We start from the raw sequence: 16,955 nt of genomic DNA on the forward strand, positions 1-16,955 counted from the left end.
GCGTCGTGGCAAGGCAGGGTCTGATCGGCCGCATCGGCATCGCGGCGGTACTGGTGCTCACCGCGAGCGCGTGCGGGACCGACTCCGGTTCGCGCCCGACCCCCCCGCAGGCCGCGCTCGACGGTGTCGGGCCGATCACCCTGGCGACCGGCAAGGACACCTCGGGCAACCTGCAGAACCAGATCGACGGCTGGAACTCGGCGCACCCGGACCAGCGGGTGAGCCTGATCGAGCTGCCGGAGAACGCCGACGCGCAGCGCCAGCAGATGGTGCAGAACGCGCAGACCCGCTCGGACACCTACGCGGTGCTCAACCTCGATGTCATCTGGACCGCGGAGTTCGCCGCGAACCAGTGGGTGGTGCAGCTGCCGGAGGCGGAGTTCCCGCTGGACAAGCTGCTGCCCGCGACCGTCGAGACCGGCACGTACTTCAACCGGCTCTACGCGGTGCCGACCAACTCCGACGGCGGGTTGCTCTACTACCGCAAGGACCTGCTGGACGCGGCGGGTCTGACGCCGCCGAAGACGTGGGCCGAGCTGTCGGCGGCGTGCGCGAAGGTCCTGCCCGCCAACCCCGGGACCTCCTGCTACGCCGGGCAGTTCGAGAAGTACGAGGGCCTGACGGTCAACTTCTCCGAGGCGGTGAACTCGGCGGGCGGCGCGGTGGTCGGCCCGGACGGCAAGCCCACGCTGGACACCGAGGCCGCGCGCAAGGGCCTGGAGTTCCTGGTGAACGGCGTCAAGTCCGGCGAGATCCCGGGGAAGGCGCGCACGTTCAAGGAGGAGGAGGGGCGGCGCGCGTTCCAGGCGGGCGAGCTGGTGTTCCACCGGCAGTGGCCGTACCAGTACCTGAAGGCCGCCGCGACGGACGGTTCCTCGGCGGTGGCGGGGAAGTTCGCGGTGGCGCCGCTGCCGGGGCTCACCGGTCCCGGGTCGTCCACTTTGGGCGGTCACAACCTGGCGGTGAGCGCGTTCGCGAAGAACAAGAAGACGGCGCTGGAGTTCATCAAGTACCTGTCCAGCGAGGAGCAGCAGCGGGCGAACCTGGAGAAGTCGTCGCAGGCGCCGACCTGGGCCGCGCTCTACGACGACCCGGCGCTGACCGCGCGCTTCCCGTACCTGCCGACGCTCAAGCAGAGCATCCTCGGCGCCAAGCGGCGGCCCGCGGTGGTGAAGTACCAGGAGGTGTCCACCGCGATCCAGAACGCGGTCTACGACGCCATGGGCGGGAAGGGTGACGTCGGTGGCGCGCTGACGGGTCTGCAGGCGCGGCTGTCCGAGCTGACCAAGTGACAGCCGTCGCCGACCCACCGAGATCCCGTCGGCGCGCGGGGACCGGGCGGCTGGCCGCCGCCCTGGTCTCCCCCACGCTGGTCGTGCTGGGTCTGGTGGTGGCGTACCCGATCGTCTCGGCCGTCCGGCTGGCGTTCTACCAGCGCAACGACGGCGTGGACCCGGAAACCGGCCTGCTGGAGACCGGCTACCGGTTCGTCGGCATCGACAACTTCGCCGACATGGTCACCGGCGCCACCGCGGGCCGCTTCCTCAACGCGCTGTGGAACACCACGACGTTCACGGTGGTCGGGGTCGCGGTCGAGGTCGTGCTCGGTGTGCTGATGGCCCTGGTGATGCACCACGCGTTCCGGGGCAGGGCGCTGGTGCGGGCGAGCATCCTGGTGCCGTGGGCGGTGCCGACGGCGATCGCGGGTCTGCTGTGGAACTGGGTGTTCCAGGCCGACGGCGTGGCCAACGACCTGCTGCCGGGCCCGGCGATCCTGTGGACCACCGACGGGCTGCAGGCGTGGTTCGCGGTGATCATCGCCGACACCTGGAAGACGGCCCCGTTCATCGGCCTGCTCGTGCTGGCCGGGCTCCAGGTCATCCCCCAGGAGGTCTACGAGGCCGCGCGGCTGGACGGGGCCTCGCCGTGGCGGCAGTTCTCCTCGGTCACGCTGCCGCTGGTGCGGCCGACGCTGCTGGTGGCGGTGCTGTTCCGGATCCTCGACACGCTGCGGATGTTCGACCTGCCGTACACGCTGGTGGGGCCGGGCAAGGACGCCACGGACACGGTGACGGTGCTGGCGTTCGAGGAGGCCGTGCGGTTCGGGCGGTACGGCCCGGCGTCGGCGTACGCGGTGTTCCTGTTCCTGTACGTGGCGGTGGTGGCCTTCGTGTTCGTCCGGCTGCTGGGCGCGGACGTCGTGGGGGCGCGGGTGGGGAGGAACCGGTGAGCACCCGTCTGCGCTCGGCGCTGCCGTACCTGGGGATCGCGGCGATCGTGGCGTACTGCCTGGCGCCGTTCTACTGGATGCTGGTCTCCAGCCTCCGCCGCACCAGCGACATCTTCGACTCGGGCCCCATCCCCTCCCCACTCTCGTTCGAGTCCTACACCGCCGCCTTCGACGACCGCAACGGCTTCCTGCGGTCACTGCTGAACAGCTTCATCGTCGCGGGCGCCACCACGGTCCTGGTGCTGCTCTTCGCCACCTTCGCCGCGTACGCGTTGGCCCGGTTGACCTTCCGGTTCAAGAACGCGGTGCTGGCGCTGATCATCGCCACCAGCATGTTCCCGGGCATCTCCCTGCTGATCCCCCTGCTGGACCTGTTCTCGGACATCGACTGGATCAACACCTACCAGGCCATGATCGTCCCCAACGTCGGCTACGTCCTCCCCCTCGCCGTCTGGAACCTCACGGCCTTCTTCCGCCAGATGCCGGGAGAACTGGAGGAAGCGGCCCAAATAGACGGTTGCACCCCGGCCCAAGCCTTCCGAAAGGTCATCCTCCCCATCGCCACCCCCGGCGTGTTCACCACCGCGATCATCACCTTCATCGCGGCCTGGAACGAGTTCATCATCGCGCTGTCGGTGGTGAACCGGGAGGAGCTGAAGACGGCCCCGGTCATCACGAGCCAGTTCACCGGGACGACGCAGTTCGACTCGCCGTTCGGCACGCAGATGGCGGCGGGCGTCATCGTGACGATCCCACTGGTGATCCTCGTCCTGCTCTTCCAGCGCCGCATCGTGGCGGGCTTGACGGCAGGAGGGGTCAAATGATTCCACGGAAGGTATTGTGAGCGAGAATACACTAGTCACAATCGGGCGCTTCATCACTCACTGCCTACTGCCGAACGGGTACCATTTTCCGGAAGAGTTCGGGAAAGCGATCAACCTTACCCCAACCGGCTCCGAGATCATCGGCCAGATCGCAGGCGAGCACCCGGACTTTCTTGACTCCGACTTGAAGGCAGCAGCTTTGGGCCGATTCACGGCCCGCAATTCACTGCTTATCGATTGCGACCGAAGCGGCGCAGCTGCCGCCCTTGAATCCATCAGTGTAGAGGTGGCCGAAAAACGGATTAGATACCCGTGGATTTTGGGCCAGGGCCTCGACCAGAGGTATGCGAAGCTGTACAGCACCGACCTGATACAGGAGTCACTTCCCCCGATACAGTCGTATCAGCTGCTGGACCCACTACCACAGGGAGTGTTCCAACTTCGCAACCTGGTGTGCGGACCATTCGGGTTGCAGGAGTCGGCGTCGGCACGCTACTTCGCACCTCTGACCTGCGGCCCAACCTATCTGTGCCCCCGAGTCGAGTGCACCACAGGCCACCACGTCGGCCTGAGGACGGGCGACACCGACGCGGGCCAGGCGTGGCAGATCATCGAACGGCGTTACCCGACCGGCGGCGTACTGTCGAACCACGTCATTGACATCCTTCGTCCAGATGATGACTACTACGACGTGTTCAACGCCGACAACCTCCCGTGGCTCGTCGGCAACGGATTGACGCCCGACGAACAGCGCACCCTGGTCCAAACTCTGATCCGCAAGGATCGACTGATGATCACCGACCGGCTGTCCGGGGCGCACGGGATGCCGACCAACAAGAATGCCGTGATCAAAATGATCACATCCTACGACGACGCGCGTTGCCTTCAACTAACCCTGCTCTACCCCACTACCGATATCGTCGAGGCGATTGAAGAACTCGTGGACGACGACGCGATCCACCTGACACCTACCGAACTCAGAAAGGCTGTCGCGGTACGCCACAAGGCGGGTGGATCGTTCCATGTGGAGCAGGAACTGAGCCGGAACGGAATCCGCTTCACCGGGAACACTCAACCGCTCAACCTGCGAACGTTTCTACAGTCGATCTACGCGACCGAAGAGCAGCGAGAAGAGCTCGGCTATTTGTTGCGCGAATACCAGAGCGGCACCCCCTACGACAAGCTCGACTACTTCCTGCGCGATGCCGACGAGAACGAACTGCTGAGTCGGCTGGTGCTTTCCACACGTGGCTCCTTGATGCGCTCGTTCAAGGAGTTGAGGTACGGCAGGTTCGAGGTGCCCGCAGGTCCGGAGGACGAGCAGAGACTTCGCGGCCGGTTGCTGTGGAAGTTGGGGCGCACCCAGGAGCCGCCGCCCAGCAATGACCAAGCGGTGTTGCGCCACATCGATCGGATACGGGAGGTGGAGAACGTCGAGTACGCCGCCGGCACCGAGTGGGCAACCGTCGCGCGCAGCGCCGGGCTCGACCTCTTCGTCGAAGCGGAGTCGTTCCTGGCGTCGGCGACCGAGTTCGCCTGCTGGCTCCTCACCAACGATCACTGCGGCCGCAAGGAGGAGCTCTTCGTCTACAGCAGAGCCAAGTCGAGGGCGTGGAGCGCCTCGGTCCTCTCCCAGGAGTCCGACAACTTCACCTACGACCCGGCGGGCCGGAACTCCCTCGGGGTGCTGATCGAGTCTTTGCTCCGAGTCGCGCAGGTAGCCGAACGGACAGTCGAGAACGCCGACATGTACGTCAAACAGTCGGACGGCCCGACGTACAGCAAGTACACGCAGTTGCGCATCTACCCGTTCAACCACTCACGAATGGTCTGCGACCTGACCCGTCAGAGCCAGTCCACCCTGATCGATGCCTTGCGCGAGGCGCACTCGACGCTGGTGCGGGCCAAGGTCGCCGAGGTGCGCAACCGCCTGGGGCACGCCCCGTCGACCTTCCCGACATTGACGGACCTCATCCGGGCAGCGGAGGGTGTCTCAGCCGCGGCGACCACCCTGACCTCCGCCGGCCTCACTCCCACGGTGTTCGGCTTCGAGTCCTCGCTGCGCACCGCGTCAGGCAGGACGAAGAAGACCTATCGCGACGGCAGCAACCGGGAGGCCCACCTCTACCTGCCGTCGCCGCTCACCGGCACGGGCATCCCCGACGGCGACCACCAGATGATCATCTGTGGTTCCGCCATCGTCGCCAACACCACCGAACCGCTTCGGTTCCTGGTCGAGGAGGACACCGTGTTCGCCGACTACTGGCGTGGATACCGTGACCGCGACACCAGTGGCCCCGCGGCGCATTCGACAGGCGCCCGCTAGGCGGCAACCGTTCTCGGTGCCAACCACCGCTCAGGAGAAGCTCGCCAGCACCCGCTCGTACGCGGCCGGTTCGGCCTTGAGCTGGTCCAGCCCCAACCGGGCCGCCCCCAGGATCGGCGGGTTCCGCGCCACGTGCAGGCGCGCGCGGGGGGCTCGGGTCGCGTAGCCCGACTCCACGGCCGCCATGAACCTCGGCGAACCACCCGTCAGCACCCCACCGCCCAGGATCACGTCCGCGGGCGTGTCCAGGAGGTCCAGGCGGTCCAGGATCGCGCAGCCCAGGAGGCAGGCCTCCTCCGCCATGCGGGCCGCCAGGCCCAGGGCCACGGGGTCCGACGACTCCAGCAGCCGCGGTGCCAGCTCACCCAGCCGGTGCCGGGGGATCTCGCCGTTGTGGATCGCCACGGCCGCCGCGGTCGCGCTGGGCGTGTGGAAGTGGTCGCACACCAGGGAAACCAGTTCCGTCGGCACGCCCCGGCCGTCTTCCGCGCGGACCGCGTGCCACAGCGCTTCCTCGCCCAGGTGCTGCCCGCCGCCCCAGTCGCCCGTCAGCTTGCCCAGGGCCGGGAAGCGGGCGACGCGCCCGTCCGGGCCGATGCCCGCCGCGTTCACGCCCGCGCCGCACACCACCGCGACGCCCCACCCGCGCGTGGTTCCCGCGCGCAGCAAGGCAAACGTATCGTTGCCGACCTCCACCGACGGCGCGATCCCGCGCCGCAGGAACTCGTCGCGGAGGGCGGTTTCCTCCTCCGGGAGGTCCGCGCCCGCCAGGTAGGCCGCGACGTGGTCCGCGTACGGCGGCGGGACGCCGAGCATCTCCGCCGCCGTACGGGCCACTACGTCCACCGCTGCCTCGACACCGACGGTCTGCGGTTCGAAACCGGCGCCGCGGCCCCGGGCGAGGACGGTGCCGTCCTCGCGGACCAGGGCCACGTCGGTTTTGCTGTTCCCGCCGTCGATGGCGAGGACCGTCCTCATCGGACGGAGGCCCACGGGAGGAAGTCGCGGTTGACCTCGATCAGCCTGCCCGCCAGCCGCTCGGCCACCGAGATCTGGCCGACCAGCGGGTGCGCCAGCAGCGCCTCGGTCACCAGGTCCTCGCCGCCGGTGATGGCCGCGCGGACCGCCAGCGACTCGTACGCCGACACGTGCCCGATCAGACCGGCCAGCAGCGGTGAAACCGGTGCCACGGGCCAGGTCTGGGCGCCCGCCGAGGTCACCGTGGCGGGTACCTCGACGACGGCGTTGTCCGGCAGGAACGGCAGGGTGCCGTTGTTGCGGACGTTGACCACGTGCACGTCCCCGCCCTCGCCGAACAGCGACGCGAGCAGCGCCACCGCGGCCTCGGAGTAGAACGCGCCGCCGCGGCTGGTCAGCAGGTCGGGCTTGGTGTCGACGCTCGGGTCGGCGTAGAGCTCGAGGAGCTTGTCCTCGACCTCCTTGACCGCGCTGGCCCGCGACGTCCCAACCTTCTGCTCGGCGACGACCGCGTCGTGCTCGTAGTAGTACCGCAGGTAGTACGACGGCACGACGCCCAGCCGGTGCAGCACCGGCTCCGGCAGCCCGATCTGCTTGGCGATGGCCTCGCCGTGCTGGTCGATCAGCCGGGGCAGGACGTCCTCGCCGCGCAGGTAGACCGCGCGGATCCAGGTCAGGTGGTTGAGCCCGACGTGGTCGAGGGCGATCCGCGACGGTTCGACGTCGAGCAGCGCGGCGAAGCGCCGCTGGAAGCCGATCGCCACGTTGCACAGGCCGATCGCCCGGTGCCCGGCGTCGAGCAGCGCCTTGGTGACGATGCCGACCGGGTTGGTGAAGTCCACGATCCACGCCTTCGGCGCGACCGCGGCGACCCGCTCGGCGACGTCGAGCACGACCCGCACGGTGCGCATGGCCATGGCCAGGCCGCCCGCGCCGACGGTCTCCTGCCCGACGCACCCGCACTCCAACGGGACCGTCTCGTCCTGGTGGCGCATGGCCTGCCCGCCGACGCGGAGCTGGATCAGCACCGCGTCCGCGCCCGCCACGCCCTTCTCCAGCTCGGTGGCGGTGGACAACCGGGCCGGGTGGCCCGCGCGGTTGAGGATCCGCGCGGACACCCCGGCCACCAGGCCGAGCCGGTGCTCGTCGGTGTCGATCAGCACCAGCTCGGTGACCGGCAACTCGGCGCGCAGTCTGGCGATGCCGTCGACCAGCTCCGGGGTGTAGGTCGAGCCTCCGCCGACGACCGCGAGTTTCACTTGAGCGCTCCCGAGGTGAGCCCGGCTTGGATCTGCCGCTGGAAGATCAGGTAGACCACCAGCGCCGGGATGATCGTCATGGTCAGCGCCGCGAACAGGCCCGGCCAGTCGGCCTGGTAGCCGGCGTTGGTCGAGATGTTCGCGATGCCCTGGGTCAGCACCCACTTCTTGTCGTCGCCCGCGAGCAGCACGATCGGCAGCAGGTACTGGTTCCACTGCCCGATCACGTTGAAGACCGTGATGCTGATCAGGCCCGGCTTGGCCATCGGCACCATGATCTGGAAGAACGTGCGGGTGTGCGACGCGCCGTCGATCATGGCGGCCTCGGCGATCGGCACCGGGAGGGTGCGGAAGAACGCCGAGAGGAAGAACACCGTGAACGGCAGTGAGTACGCGATGTAGACCAGGATCAGGCCCAGGTGCGTGTTCAGCAACCCGAGGTTGCGGACCACGAAGAACAGCGGCACCAGGGCCAGGAACACCGGGAACACCATGCCGGAGACGAACAGCGTGTAGATGAACCGGTTGCCCCGGAAGGAGAACCGGGACAGCACGTACGCCGCCATCGCCCCGAGCAGCATCGTGCCCGCTGTGCCGCAGGCGACCACGATGACGCTGTTGAACAGGTAGGTCCCGACGTTGGCCTTCTCCCACGCCCGGCCCCACGAGTCCCAGCTGATCGAACTCGGCAGGCCGAGCGGATCGGTGAAGATCTGGGTGTTCGTCTTGAACGAGGCCAGGAACGTCCACAGGATCGGCAGGATCACGGTGAGCGCCCAGACGAACAGCGCCAGGTGCGAGAGCCCCTTGAACGCGGGGTTGCCCCGGTCGTGCTTGTTGCGGCGCACCGGGGGCGGACCGGAACCGTTGTCCGGTCCGCCTTCGGTGCGCTCGACGGTGAGGTTGGCGCTCATCAGTACTCGATCCGTTCCCGCCTGGTCACCCGGAGGGTGAGCACGGCGAAGGTGAGGCTGAGGACGAACAGCGCGACACCCATGGCTGAGGCGTAACCGTACTTGGAGAAGGTGAACGCGTTGCGCCAGATCTCCAGCGGCAGCACGGTCGTCGAGCCGTCCGGGCCACCCCGGTCGACCGAGAGGACCTGCACGATGGCGAACCCGTCGAACGCGGCGATGCCCAGGTACACCCAGGCGACCTGCATGGTGTCCCACAGCAGCGGCAGCGTGACCTGGAAGAACATCCGGCCCTTGCTGCAGCCGTCGAGCTGCGCGGCCTCGACGATCTCCTTGGGGATGGAGGCCATGCCCGCGGCGAAGAGCACCACGTAGAAGCCGACCGCCTGCCACACCAGCACCGCGATCAGCATCCACAGCGCCAGGTTCGGCTTGGTGAGCCAGCCGATCGGCTCGACGCCGACCAGGTCGAGCAGGCCGTTGAGCACACCGCCCTTGTCGGGGCGGTACATGGCCTGGAACAGCACGCCGATCACGGCGACCGCGAGGACCTGCGGGAAGAAGAACACCGCCTGGTAGAAGCGCGATCCCCGCACGCCCTTGGTCCCGGCGCCCATGTTGAGCAGGAACGCGAAGAACAGCGCGATGATCAGCGTCACCAGCGGCAGCACCAGCAGCAGGATGCCGTGGTGCAGCACCGCCTTCCAGAAGACGCTGTCGGAGAACAGCACCTCGAAGTTCTTGAAGCCCACGAACTTCGGGGAGGCGGTGATGCCCTTCCAGTCGGTCAGCGCCAGGTAGAACGCCTGCAGGTACGGCGCGATGACGAAGATGACGTAGATGATGATCGGCAGCGCCAGGAACGAGATGACGAACCTGGCGCCGCCGCGGGGCATCCTCATGAGGTGCGGTTCTGCTTGGTCACCGCCGAGTCGTTGCGCACGGCGTCGGCCTTGGCCTGCACGTCCTTGCAGAACTGGTCGGGGGTGATGCGGCCGAACATGAGCGCGTTGGTCTTCGCGCGCAGCTCGGTCTCGAACTCCTTGTACCAGTCCTCGAACAGGTTGTAGGTGATGATGTTGTCACCGGCCTTGTTCAGGGCGTCGTTGCTGGCCTTGGTGCCCGGCGACAGCGGGAGGCCGTCGGCGGCGCCCTTGACCACGGTGATGTTGCCGGTCTTCTCCGAGAAGCCGCGCGCGCCTTCCTTCGACAGCATCATGCGCATGTACTCGAGCCCGCCCTGGGGGTTCTTCGCCTTGGCCGGGATGATGTACGCCTCGCCCGCGGCCGCGCGGACGGCGCCGAAGGGCAGCTTGTCCGAGGAGGTGACGCTCGGGGTCGGGGTCAGCCCGTACTTGAACGTCGCGGGCGTCTGCTCCTTCTGCTCGTTCTCCAGCCACGAACCGCTGGGGTAGAAGCCGATCTGACCCTGGTTCTGCGCGGTCTGCACCTCGGTGTGGGTCAGGCCCTCGAAGGACGGGTCCAGGTACTTCTTGCCGATCTCGGCCCACGCGGTGGCGGCCTTGAGCACCGGCTCGGAGGTCCAGACGCCTTCCTTGAGGTTGTCCATGTCGATGAGCACCTGGTTGCCCGCGATCTTCGCGGCCGTGATGGCGATCATCCAGTACTGGTAGTACGAGGCGTTCTTGCCCGCGTAGGCGTAGGGCTTGAGGCCCGCGGCCTTGATCTTGCCGAGGAGCGCGTCGAACTCCTCGAACGTGGTCGCGGGGGTCCAGCTGTTCTTCTCGAACAGCGCCTGGTCGTACCAGAGGCCGTACACGGTGTAGATGTACTTCATCAGGTACGGCTTGCCGCTGAGGATGCCCGCCTCGACGGTGCCGGGGAGCAGGCCGTCGCGGACCTTGCCCGAGCCGCCGATGGCCGGGGCGTCGAACAGCGGGGTCAGGTCCAGCAGCTGGCCCTCGCTGGCGAGCGCGCCGTTGTCCATCACGTCGCTGCCGGAGTTGGCGATCACGTCCGGCACGTCGCCGCTGGCGAACCGCGGCTGCATGGTCTGCGAGATCTGCTGGGTCGGCATGTGCTTGATGGTGGCCTCGGGGTAGGCCTTCTTGTACATCGGTTCGTGCACCTCGGTGGCGTACGCGTCACCGAGACCGCCCTTGAAGATCACGACCTCGAGCGGCGCATTGGCCGCGACACCCAATGGGTTGTTCGCCGACACCGTGCCGGTGGGGCCGTTGTTGGCGGGCTTGTCATCGGAGCCGAACGCGCAGGCGGACAGCGGGCCGGCCGCTAGCACGGCCATTCCGAGCCCCTTGAGCACTGATCGGCGACTGGGGTTCTGCGGAAGCGCAGCGGACATGTGGAGACTCCTTCGACCGTCACGCGACCGGTTCGCGAGGCCCGCCCACTATCGGCGCGGAGCCCTGAGCCGGGCAATCGGACAGATGGGTGATTTGGTCTAGACCATACTCCGGCGATATGCCGCTTGGCCAGCACTGATACCGAACTCGATCATGGCAGATTTGGGCCTATAACGATGTGGCAGCCCTGCTCGATCCACCCTTGACCGGACTACCCCGAGGTACCAGAGTTGCCCGGTTTGGGGGTCGGGACCGGGAGCGCTCCATGTCCGATTCGCACCGGCGACCCCACCAGGGCAACGATTTAGTTTGTACGGGCAACCGCGATGGTACGGAAGGGCAAAAGCAAAGGTCGAGACGAATAGTGATGATGTCCGACCCGCGGCGCCGCGATTACCGGACACCACTTCGCGGCGCGCCTATTGCCCTGAAACGCTCCAGCCTGATAATGCGAGCCCGGCACGCGTTCGCCCTCGCCGCGCGACACGCCGGTGGTGGCACCCGCACGACCAAGATCCCGAGTTGTGCACAGGGCTCTCGGGTGAGTTGTCGGTTTTGTCGGTCCCCCGCAGCAGCGTGGAATCTCGGGGGATCCCCGGGCCCGGGCGGGGACGTCGCCGGTGGGCTGCGCGGGGCGCGGCGGCCCGGAGCAGTGGGTGAACGCGGGCTCACCCGCGGTGCGGAACGACCTGGGGTCGACCGCGCGCGGCCGCTGTTCGGTGACGCCATGAGCCGACGCTATATGTACTGTGCCCGCGCGATATGTACTGTGCCCGCGCGCAGGCGGACCGGGTGGCAGGGGCGGGGACGCCGGGTTAGCGGTCCACTCCGGACAGTGCGCGGGCCGCGCCGTCGACGTTGGTCTCACCCGCGACGGTGAGCGTGAGGTGGGCGAACGCCGGGGCGAGCGCGGTCAGCGCGCCGATCGGGTCGTCGGCCTCGTGGTCGTTGACGCGCAGGGCGCCGAGCGTGAGCGTCGCCAGCTGGGGCACGATCCGGGACTCGGCGAGCGCCCGCACGGTGGCGAGGTCGCTCGGGTCGAACTCGGCGCGGCTCAGGTCGAGGTGGCGCAGCGCGGGCCAGCCCCGGGGGCCGAGTTCGGCCAGGTGGTCGACCGGGCAGGCGACCCCGAAGACGTCCGTGCCGCTGTCGACGACGAGCGAGACGACCCCGGGCGCCTCGTGCGGGAAGACGGCGCCGTCGGCGAGGACCGCGCCGCGCAGCCGCAGGTCGGTGAGCGCGGCGCCGCCGATCTCGTCGAAGAGCAGGCCGCCCTCGGCGGTCAGCTCCCGCAGCGCGGGCAGCGCGGCCCACAGGCCGTGCCGGATGTCGTCGGCGAAGCCCTCGTGCAGCCTGCTCAGCGGGTCGAAGCGGCCGCCGGTCGAGGTGTGGGCGTCCTCGTAGAGGAACTCGAAGTCGTGGCCGAAGTACAGGGTGGTCAGCCGGTCGCGGCGGTGCGCGGCCAGCGCGGCCGCGGCGCGGCTCGCGGAGTGGTGGAAGTCGGTGAGGCGCAGCTCCAGTCGACGCAGGTCGGCCGAGGCCGGGTCGGTCAGCACCGCCTCGACCAGCGCGGACTCCCACCGCTCCGGGTCGGTCGGGTCGGCCCCGAGCCGCTCGACCAGGTCGCGGCGGTCGGCGGCGGTGTCGGGGTCGAGCCGGAACACGGCCTCGTCGAGCCGCCCGTCGGTCCAGGTGAGCTGCCAGGAGCGGTCGGCGCGCAGGGCCGCTGAGTCGATCACAGCGGGGATGATAGGCAGTGCCCATGACACCTTCGGGCGAAGGCGCCCCCCTGGCGGAGGACGAGGCGCGGCGGGTGTGGGGCCTCGACAGCCGTGCGCGCAAGGAGTACTTCTTCGCCGCCGTGGCCGCGACCGGGGTGGTGTGGGCGTGGGACGAGTCGACCGTCTTCCAACTCGACGACGACGTCACGCAGGTGCCGCTCTGGCCGCACCGGCGCTTGGCGGAGCTGTCGGCGGAGGCGATGGAGTGGGCCGAGCCGCCGGTCGCGATCGCCGTCGACGACCTGCTCGACGAGTACTTCGAGCGCTACGACCTGGAGAACCACGAGATAGCCGTGCTGCCGACCGACGGCGCGTTCACCCCGTTCCTGTCTCTCGAGCGGTTCCGCGTCGAGGTCTTCGAGGCCCGGCTGCTGCTCCGCGCGGAGGGGAGGCCGGACTCGTACCGCCGCGCGGAGCGCGAGGCGTTCCACGAGGACTGCCGCCGCCGGGCCGACGCGCGGCTCGGGCTGGACCCGGCTGCCCGCCGTGACCTGGCGGCTCACCTGCGTGCGCACCTCGCGGAGTGCGACGACCGGCTCCCCCTGACCGGGCAGTGGGCGGCGAGCCGCGATCTGCCGTGGCGGCGGTTGGCCCGGGCGCTGAACGTACTGTCGGTCACGTGCGACTGCGCGGCCCGGGAGTACTTCTGAGCGCCTTGCGGAAGATCGTCGTCGGCTGGCGGGCACCGGCCGGGTCGAGCGCGTGGTCGGGCACCACGCCGACTTCCACCCAGCCCGCCGACCGGTACAGGTGGTCAGCGGGACTACCGGATTGGGTGTCCAACAGGAGAAGGGTCATGCCGAGTTCGGTCGCGGCCTGTTCGACGGTCGTGAGCAGGGCCCGCCCGAGCCCTCTCCCCCGGGCGTCGCGGTGCACGAGGAGCTTGGCGACCTCGCCGCGGTGGCGCCCGTTCTCGTAGTCGGTGCGCCGCAGCTGCGCGGTCCCCACCACGCGACCCGCGTGGCGGGTGGTCCAGAGCAGGAGGCGCCCGGTGGCCAGGTCGGGTTCGAGGGAGCGCCACCACTCGCGGGCCCGCGCGGCGGCCAGAGGATGCAGGAAACCGACGGAGGCCCCGCCCGCGACCGCGTCGACGAGGAGGTCCGCCAGGTCCGGCACCAGGGCGGACAGCCCGCGGGCGTCGACGCGTTCCATGCCGCCGATCATCCACTAGGGAACGGCGCCCCGTTGGCCCACAACGGTTACACCCGTGTTTCGTGTGGCACGGTAGACGCCGTGTGGAGAGAAGCAGCCGCCGTCGCGGCGGGTGGTGTCCTCGGTGCCGTGGCCAGGTACGGCATCGGCACCGCCTGGCCCGGCGCGTGGACGACCCTGGTGATCAACGTGGTCGGCTGCTTCGCCATGGGCTGCCTGATGGTGACCGAACTACACAGGACCACCCAACTCTTCCTGGGCACCGGCGTCCTGGGCGGCTTCACCACGTTCTCGGCCTACACCGGCGACTTCCAGCACCTGGTCACCACCGCGCCCGTCGCGGGCATCGCCTACCTGGCAGGCACCCTCGTCGCCGCCCTGGCAGCCGTGACCACCGGCGCCACCCTGACCCGACGGCTGACCCGGTGAACGGCGTACCGCCCGCGGCGCTCAGCCTGCCCTCAGCGCCCAGCCCACGAAACCACCCCGGGGCAGGTAGTCCGATGATCGGCGTTCACCTCGCGGCGCTCGGCCAAGCGGCCACCCCGACCCGCGCCCACCCGCACCACGGTGGCGGCGGCCCGCCCGCCGCACTCGACCCGCGAAACCACTCCGGAGCAGATGCTCCGGTGAACGGCTTCCAGCGCACCGCACCCAGGCACGCGGCCACCCCAGCTCACCCTCGAACCGCCCGCGGCTTCCAGCTCATCGCGTCCGGCTGCGGAACCGGGCCGGGGCGGGTGGCGCGGTGAACGGCGTCCTGCTCACCGCGCTCGGCGCGGCCGTCGGGGCGCCCGCGCGGTACCTGGTCGACCGGGGGATGCGGCGGTGGCTCGGGGAGCGGTTCCCGTGGGGGACGCTGGTGGTGAACGTCGTCGGCAGCCTGGTGCTCGGCGGTGTCGTGGCGGCGGCCGGGCCGGACCTGCGCGTGCTGCTCGGAACCGGCTTCTGCGGTGCCCTCACCACCTTCTCCACCTTCTCCGCCGACACCCTCCGCCTGGTGGAGTCCGCGCGGCGCGGGGCGGGGGCGGTGTACGTCGGGGTGTCGCTGGTCGCCGGGATCGGGGCATTCTGGCTGGGACTGGTTTGCCTGGGCTGAGGAGCGAGATGAAGGTCTACGCCGAACGCGCCGCCCGCCGGGGCAGGCAGTTGGTGGCGGACGTCGTCGCGGGGGCGGTCGCGGTGGGCGCGATCCTGGTGGCGCTGCGGGTACGCGATGTCGTGCTGGGTCTGCGCGCCCCCGGCGACCGCCTGGTCGACGCGGGTACCGCGTTGCGCGGCACCTTCGACACCGCCGCCGCCAAGGCCGACGGCGTCCCGCTCGTGGGCGACTCGCTGGCGAACGCGCTGCTGTCCGGCTCGAACGCGGGCATCCGCATCGCCGACGCGGGGTGGCGCCAGATCCACGCCGTGGAGAACCTGGCCACCTGGCTCACCAGCGTGCTGATCGCGGTCCCGCTGGCCTTCCTCCTGGTGACCTGGTTACCCCTGCGGGTCCACTACGCCCGCCAGGCCACCGGCGCGGCGCGCCTCCGCGACCTCGGCCCGGCGGGCCACGACGTCCTCGCCCTCCGCGCGCTGGCCACCCAGCCCCACACCCGCCTCGCCGCCACCGGCGCCACCGCCACCGCCTGGCGCGACGCCGACCCGGCCGCCGTGGCTCTGCTCGCCAACCTCGAACTCCACCGCCTCGGCCTCAACCCGACACCCCCGCTGCCGCGCTGACCCCGCCGCCTCAGCCCCGCACCAAACACCCCCGCTGCCGCTGACCCCACGCACTCCCGGCACCACCGCCAGCTCCAGGCCACCCATGCCCACCTCGCCCCGCCCCGGCCCGCCACCGCGCAGCCACGCTGACCCAGCGCTTCAGCCCCGCACCAGGCGCCCACAGACGCGCTGATCCCTCCCACCCCCCGCACCACCGCCACCTCCGCACACCTCGCCCCCACCCGACTTCCCCTCAGCCACGCTGACCCCCATCACCTCAGCCCGCACCAGAACCCGTACTTCCGCCCTGGTCACTCCCGGCACCACCGCCGACTCCCGCACACACCCGGCACCACCGAAGTCGCTTCGCCCTCCGCCGCACCGGTACCGACGCGGACTCCGAGCCACGGCGGGATCACCGCCACCAGCTCCGCGCCAGGCAGGCCCGCACCTCGAACCTCCCGCGCTTCGCAGGGGTCCCCTCACCGCTCTGGCCACCCACACCCGCCTCGCAGGCACCGGTGCCACCGCCTGGCGCGACGCCGGCCCGGCCGCCGTGGCACCGCTCGCCGACCTCGAACTCCACTACCCCGGCCAGAGCCCGACTCCCCGCTGCCGCGCCCGGCCGACCCAAGCCTCGAAAGTCCCGCGCTTCGCAGGGGTCCCCTCGCCGGGGGAACCCCTGTTTTCCACGCTAGGGATGTCTCGTAACTGATGTTGTGGTTGGTTCCAGTGGCTCGGTGTTCAGTCGGTGATGGTGAGGTTGTGGCGGAAGGCGATGCCCGCCGCGGTGGTGGCGAGGGTGTGGCCTGCGCGGCGGTAGTCGCGCAGGATCTTCCAGTTCTTCATGCGGGCCAGGGCGTGTTCGACCCGGGCTCGGATGACGCGGTGAACGGTGTTGAGTTGTTGTTGCCACTCGGGCCGTTCCCGACCCTCGCGGGGTTTGCGGTAGGGCATGATCACCTCGGGATTGCCCTGGTAGCCGCTGTCGGCCATGACCGGCCGCCCGGCGAGCGTGTCGGCGATGCCGGAATCGCGGTAGGCGGTGCAGTCATTGCGGTTGCCCGGCTTCGGGTCGCCGGTGGCGAGCACGAGTCGGGTGTCGGCGTCGATGGCGACCTGCGGGTTGGTGGAGTAGCGGCAGTTCTTCGACCGTTCGGCGACGCGGTGGTCACGGGTCGGGACCAGGGTGCCGCCGACGATCGCGACCTGGTCAACGCGGCGTTTGCGCACCGGCGCCAGTGCCGGCGGCGGGCCCAGCGAATCCACCACGCGGTGCGCGGCGGAGTGCGAGACACCGAACAGTGGTCCGATCTGGCGCATCGTGAGGTTCGTGCGCCAGTACACCGCCACCAACAGCACCCGGTAACGAGACATCCCTTAGTGGACCGCGGCGCGGGTTTTCGTGGCGTGTGTGGGGCTGTGGACAGGTTCGCGGTATGGGGATGCGCTGGCCGAGC

Annotated in this window: 15 protein-coding genes and 1 pseudogene; 8 read left to right on the top strand and 8 right to left on the bottom strand. The window is 69.5% G+C overall.

From position 1 onward, the window contains the following. Nucleotides 1–5 precede the first annotated feature (5 nt). Genes CLV40_RS19300 through CLV40_RS19315 form a run of 4 tightly spaced genes read left to right on the top strand, consistent with a single transcriptional unit; the run spans nt 6 to nt 5,380 of the window. Nucleotides 6–1,292, top strand: a complete 1,287-nt coding sequence (locus tag CLV40_RS19300; RefSeq protein ID WP_104480353.1) for an ABC transporter substrate-binding protein — start codon at nt 6–8, stop codon at nt 1,290–1,292. Next, entirely contained in the window at nt 1,289–2,230 is a 942-nt protein-coding gene (locus CLV40_RS19305) for a carbohydrate ABC transporter permease (RefSeq protein WP_104480354.1), read from the top strand. The genes CLV40_RS19300 and CLV40_RS19305 overlap by 4 nt, the downstream gene beginning before the upstream one ends. Next, nucleotides 2,227–3,054, top strand: a complete 828-nt coding sequence (locus tag CLV40_RS19310) for a carbohydrate ABC transporter permease (protein WP_245931392.1) — start codon at nt 2,227–2,229, stop codon at nt 3,052–3,054. The genes CLV40_RS19305 and CLV40_RS19310 overlap by 4 nt, the downstream gene beginning before the upstream one ends. A gap of 16 nt (nt 3,055–3,070) precedes the next feature. Continuing rightward, entirely contained in the window at nt 3,071–5,380 is a 2,310-nt protein-coding gene (locus tag CLV40_RS19315) for a hypothetical protein (protein WP_146108107.1), read from the top strand. Nucleotides 5,381–5,410: 30 nt separating this feature from the next. On the opposite strand, the gene CLV40_RS19320 is transcribed toward CLV40_RS19315, so the two are convergent. The 6 genes from CLV40_RS19320 to CLV40_RS19345 all read right to left on the bottom strand — a co-directional run bounded on the left by CLV40_RS19320 (nt 5,411) and on the right by CLV40_RS19345 (nt 12,594). Beyond that, entirely contained in the window at nt 5,411–6,358 is a 948-nt protein-coding gene (locus tag CLV40_RS19320; protein ID WP_104480356.1) for an N-acetylglucosamine kinase, read from the bottom strand. Then, entirely contained in the window at nt 6,355–7,617 is a 1,263-nt protein-coding gene (locus CLV40_RS19325; RefSeq protein WP_104480357.1) for a 6-phospho-beta-glucosidase, read from the bottom strand. Before CLV40_RS19325 ends, CLV40_RS19320 begins: the two co-directional genes overlap by 4 nt. Next, nucleotides 7,614–8,531, bottom strand: coding sequence for a carbohydrate ABC transporter permease (locus CLV40_RS19330; protein WP_104480358.1), 918 nt, complete (start codon nt 8,529–8,531; stop codon nt 7,614–7,616). Before CLV40_RS19330 ends, CLV40_RS19325 begins: the two co-directional genes overlap by 4 nt. Beyond that, nucleotides 8,531–9,433, bottom strand: a complete 903-nt coding sequence (locus CLV40_RS19335; RefSeq protein WP_104480359.1) for a carbohydrate ABC transporter permease — start codon at nt 9,431–9,433, stop codon at nt 8,531–8,533. The genes CLV40_RS19330 and CLV40_RS19335 overlap by 1 nt, the downstream gene beginning before the upstream one ends. After that, nucleotides 9,430–10,797, bottom strand: a complete 1,368-nt coding sequence (ngcE, locus tag CLV40_RS19340; protein WP_104480360.1) for an N-acetylglucosamine/diacetylchitobiose ABC transporter substrate-binding protein — start codon at nt 10,795–10,797, stop codon at nt 9,430–9,432. Before ngcE ends, CLV40_RS19335 begins: the two co-directional genes overlap by 4 nt. 873 nt (nt 10,798–11,670) lie before the next feature. Next, nucleotides 11,671–12,594, bottom strand: coding sequence for a hypothetical protein (locus tag CLV40_RS19345; RefSeq protein WP_104480361.1), 924 nt, complete (start codon nt 12,592–12,594; stop codon nt 11,671–11,673). Between the two features lie 23 nt (nt 12,595–12,617). Here CLV40_RS19345 and CLV40_RS19350 point away from each other — a divergent pair, with 23 nt between their 5' ends. After that, the gene (locus CLV40_RS19350; RefSeq protein ID WP_104480362.1) at nt 12,618–13,286 is read left to right on the top strand and encodes a DUF2750 domain-containing protein; all 669 of its coding nucleotides are present in this window, start codon (nt 12,618–12,620) and stop codon (nt 13,284–13,286) included. Here CLV40_RS19350 and CLV40_RS19355 read toward each other — a convergent pair. Beyond that, entirely contained in the window at nt 13,252–13,788 is a 537-nt protein-coding gene (locus CLV40_RS19355; protein ID WP_219824028.1) for a GNAT family N-acetyltransferase, read from the bottom strand. The genes CLV40_RS19350 and CLV40_RS19355 overlap by 35 nt on opposite strands. An 81-nt stretch (nt 13,789–13,869) precedes the next feature. Between CLV40_RS19355 and CLV40_RS19360 the strand changes: the two genes are divergently transcribed. The 3 genes from CLV40_RS19360 to CLV40_RS19370 all read left to right on the top strand — a co-directional run bounded on the left by CLV40_RS19360 (nt 13,870) and on the right by CLV40_RS19370 (nt 15,513). Next, complete coding sequence (locus tag CLV40_RS19360; RefSeq protein WP_245931393.1) at nt 13,870–14,217, top strand: fluoride efflux transporter FluC; 348 nt, start codon at nt 13,870–13,872, stop codon at nt 14,215–14,217. Nucleotides 14,218–14,536: 319 nt separating this feature from the next. Further along, on the top strand, nt 14,537–14,887 hold the full coding sequence (gene crcB / locus CLV40_RS19365) for a fluoride efflux transporter CrcB (RefSeq protein ID WP_104480364.1): 351 nt from the start codon (nt 14,537–14,539) through the stop codon (nt 14,885–14,887). Nucleotides 14,888–14,895: 8 nt separating this feature from the next. Next, nucleotides 14,896–15,513, top strand: a complete 618-nt coding sequence (locus CLV40_RS19370; RefSeq protein WP_104480365.1) for a hypothetical protein — start codon at nt 14,896–14,898, stop codon at nt 15,511–15,513. 726 nt (nt 15,514–16,239) lie between these two features. On the opposite strand, the pseudogene CLV40_RS19375 reads toward CLV40_RS19370, so the two are convergent. Then, nucleotides 16,240–16,860, bottom strand: a pseudogene (locus CLV40_RS19375) (transposase family protein); the annotation flags it as partial. Between the last annotated feature and the right edge of the window lie 95 nt (nt 16,861–16,955).

It is taken from the genome of Actinokineospora auranticolor, from assembly GCF_002934265.1.
Classification (GTDB): Bacteria; Actinomycetota; Actinomycetes; order Mycobacteriales; family Pseudonocardiaceae; genus Actinokineospora; species Actinokineospora auranticolor.

Excerpts from the sequence above, each read along its gene's own strand:
- CLV40_RS19320 (WP_104480356.1), bottom strand. The coding sequence starts at position 6,358 with ATGAGGACGGTCCTCGCCATCGACGGCGGGAACAGCAAAACCGACGTG.
- CLV40_RS19330 (WP_104480358.1), bottom strand. The coding sequence starts at position 8,531 with ATGAGCGCCAACCTCACCGTCGAGCGCACCGAAGGCGGACCGGACAAC.
- CLV40_RS19335 (WP_104480359.1), bottom strand. The coding sequence starts at position 9,433 with ATGAGGATGCCCCGCGGCGGCGCCAGGTTCGTCATCTCGTTCCTGGCG.
- ngcE (WP_104480360.1), bottom strand. The coding sequence starts at position 10,797 with ATGGCCGTGCTAGCGGCCGGCCCGCTGTCCGCCTGCGCGTTCGGCTCC.
- CLV40_RS19350 (WP_104480362.1), top strand. The coding sequence starts at position 12,618 with ATGACACCTTCGGGCGAAGGCGCCCCCCTGGCGGAGGACGAGGCGCGG.
- CLV40_RS19355 (WP_219824028.1), bottom strand. The coding sequence starts at position 13,788 with ATGGAACGCGTCGACGCCCGCGGGCTGTCCGCCCTGGTGCCGGACCTG.
- CLV40_RS19370 (WP_104480365.1), top strand. The coding sequence starts at position 14,896 with ATGAAGGTCTACGCCGAACGCGCCGCCCGCCGGGGCAGGCAGTTGGTG.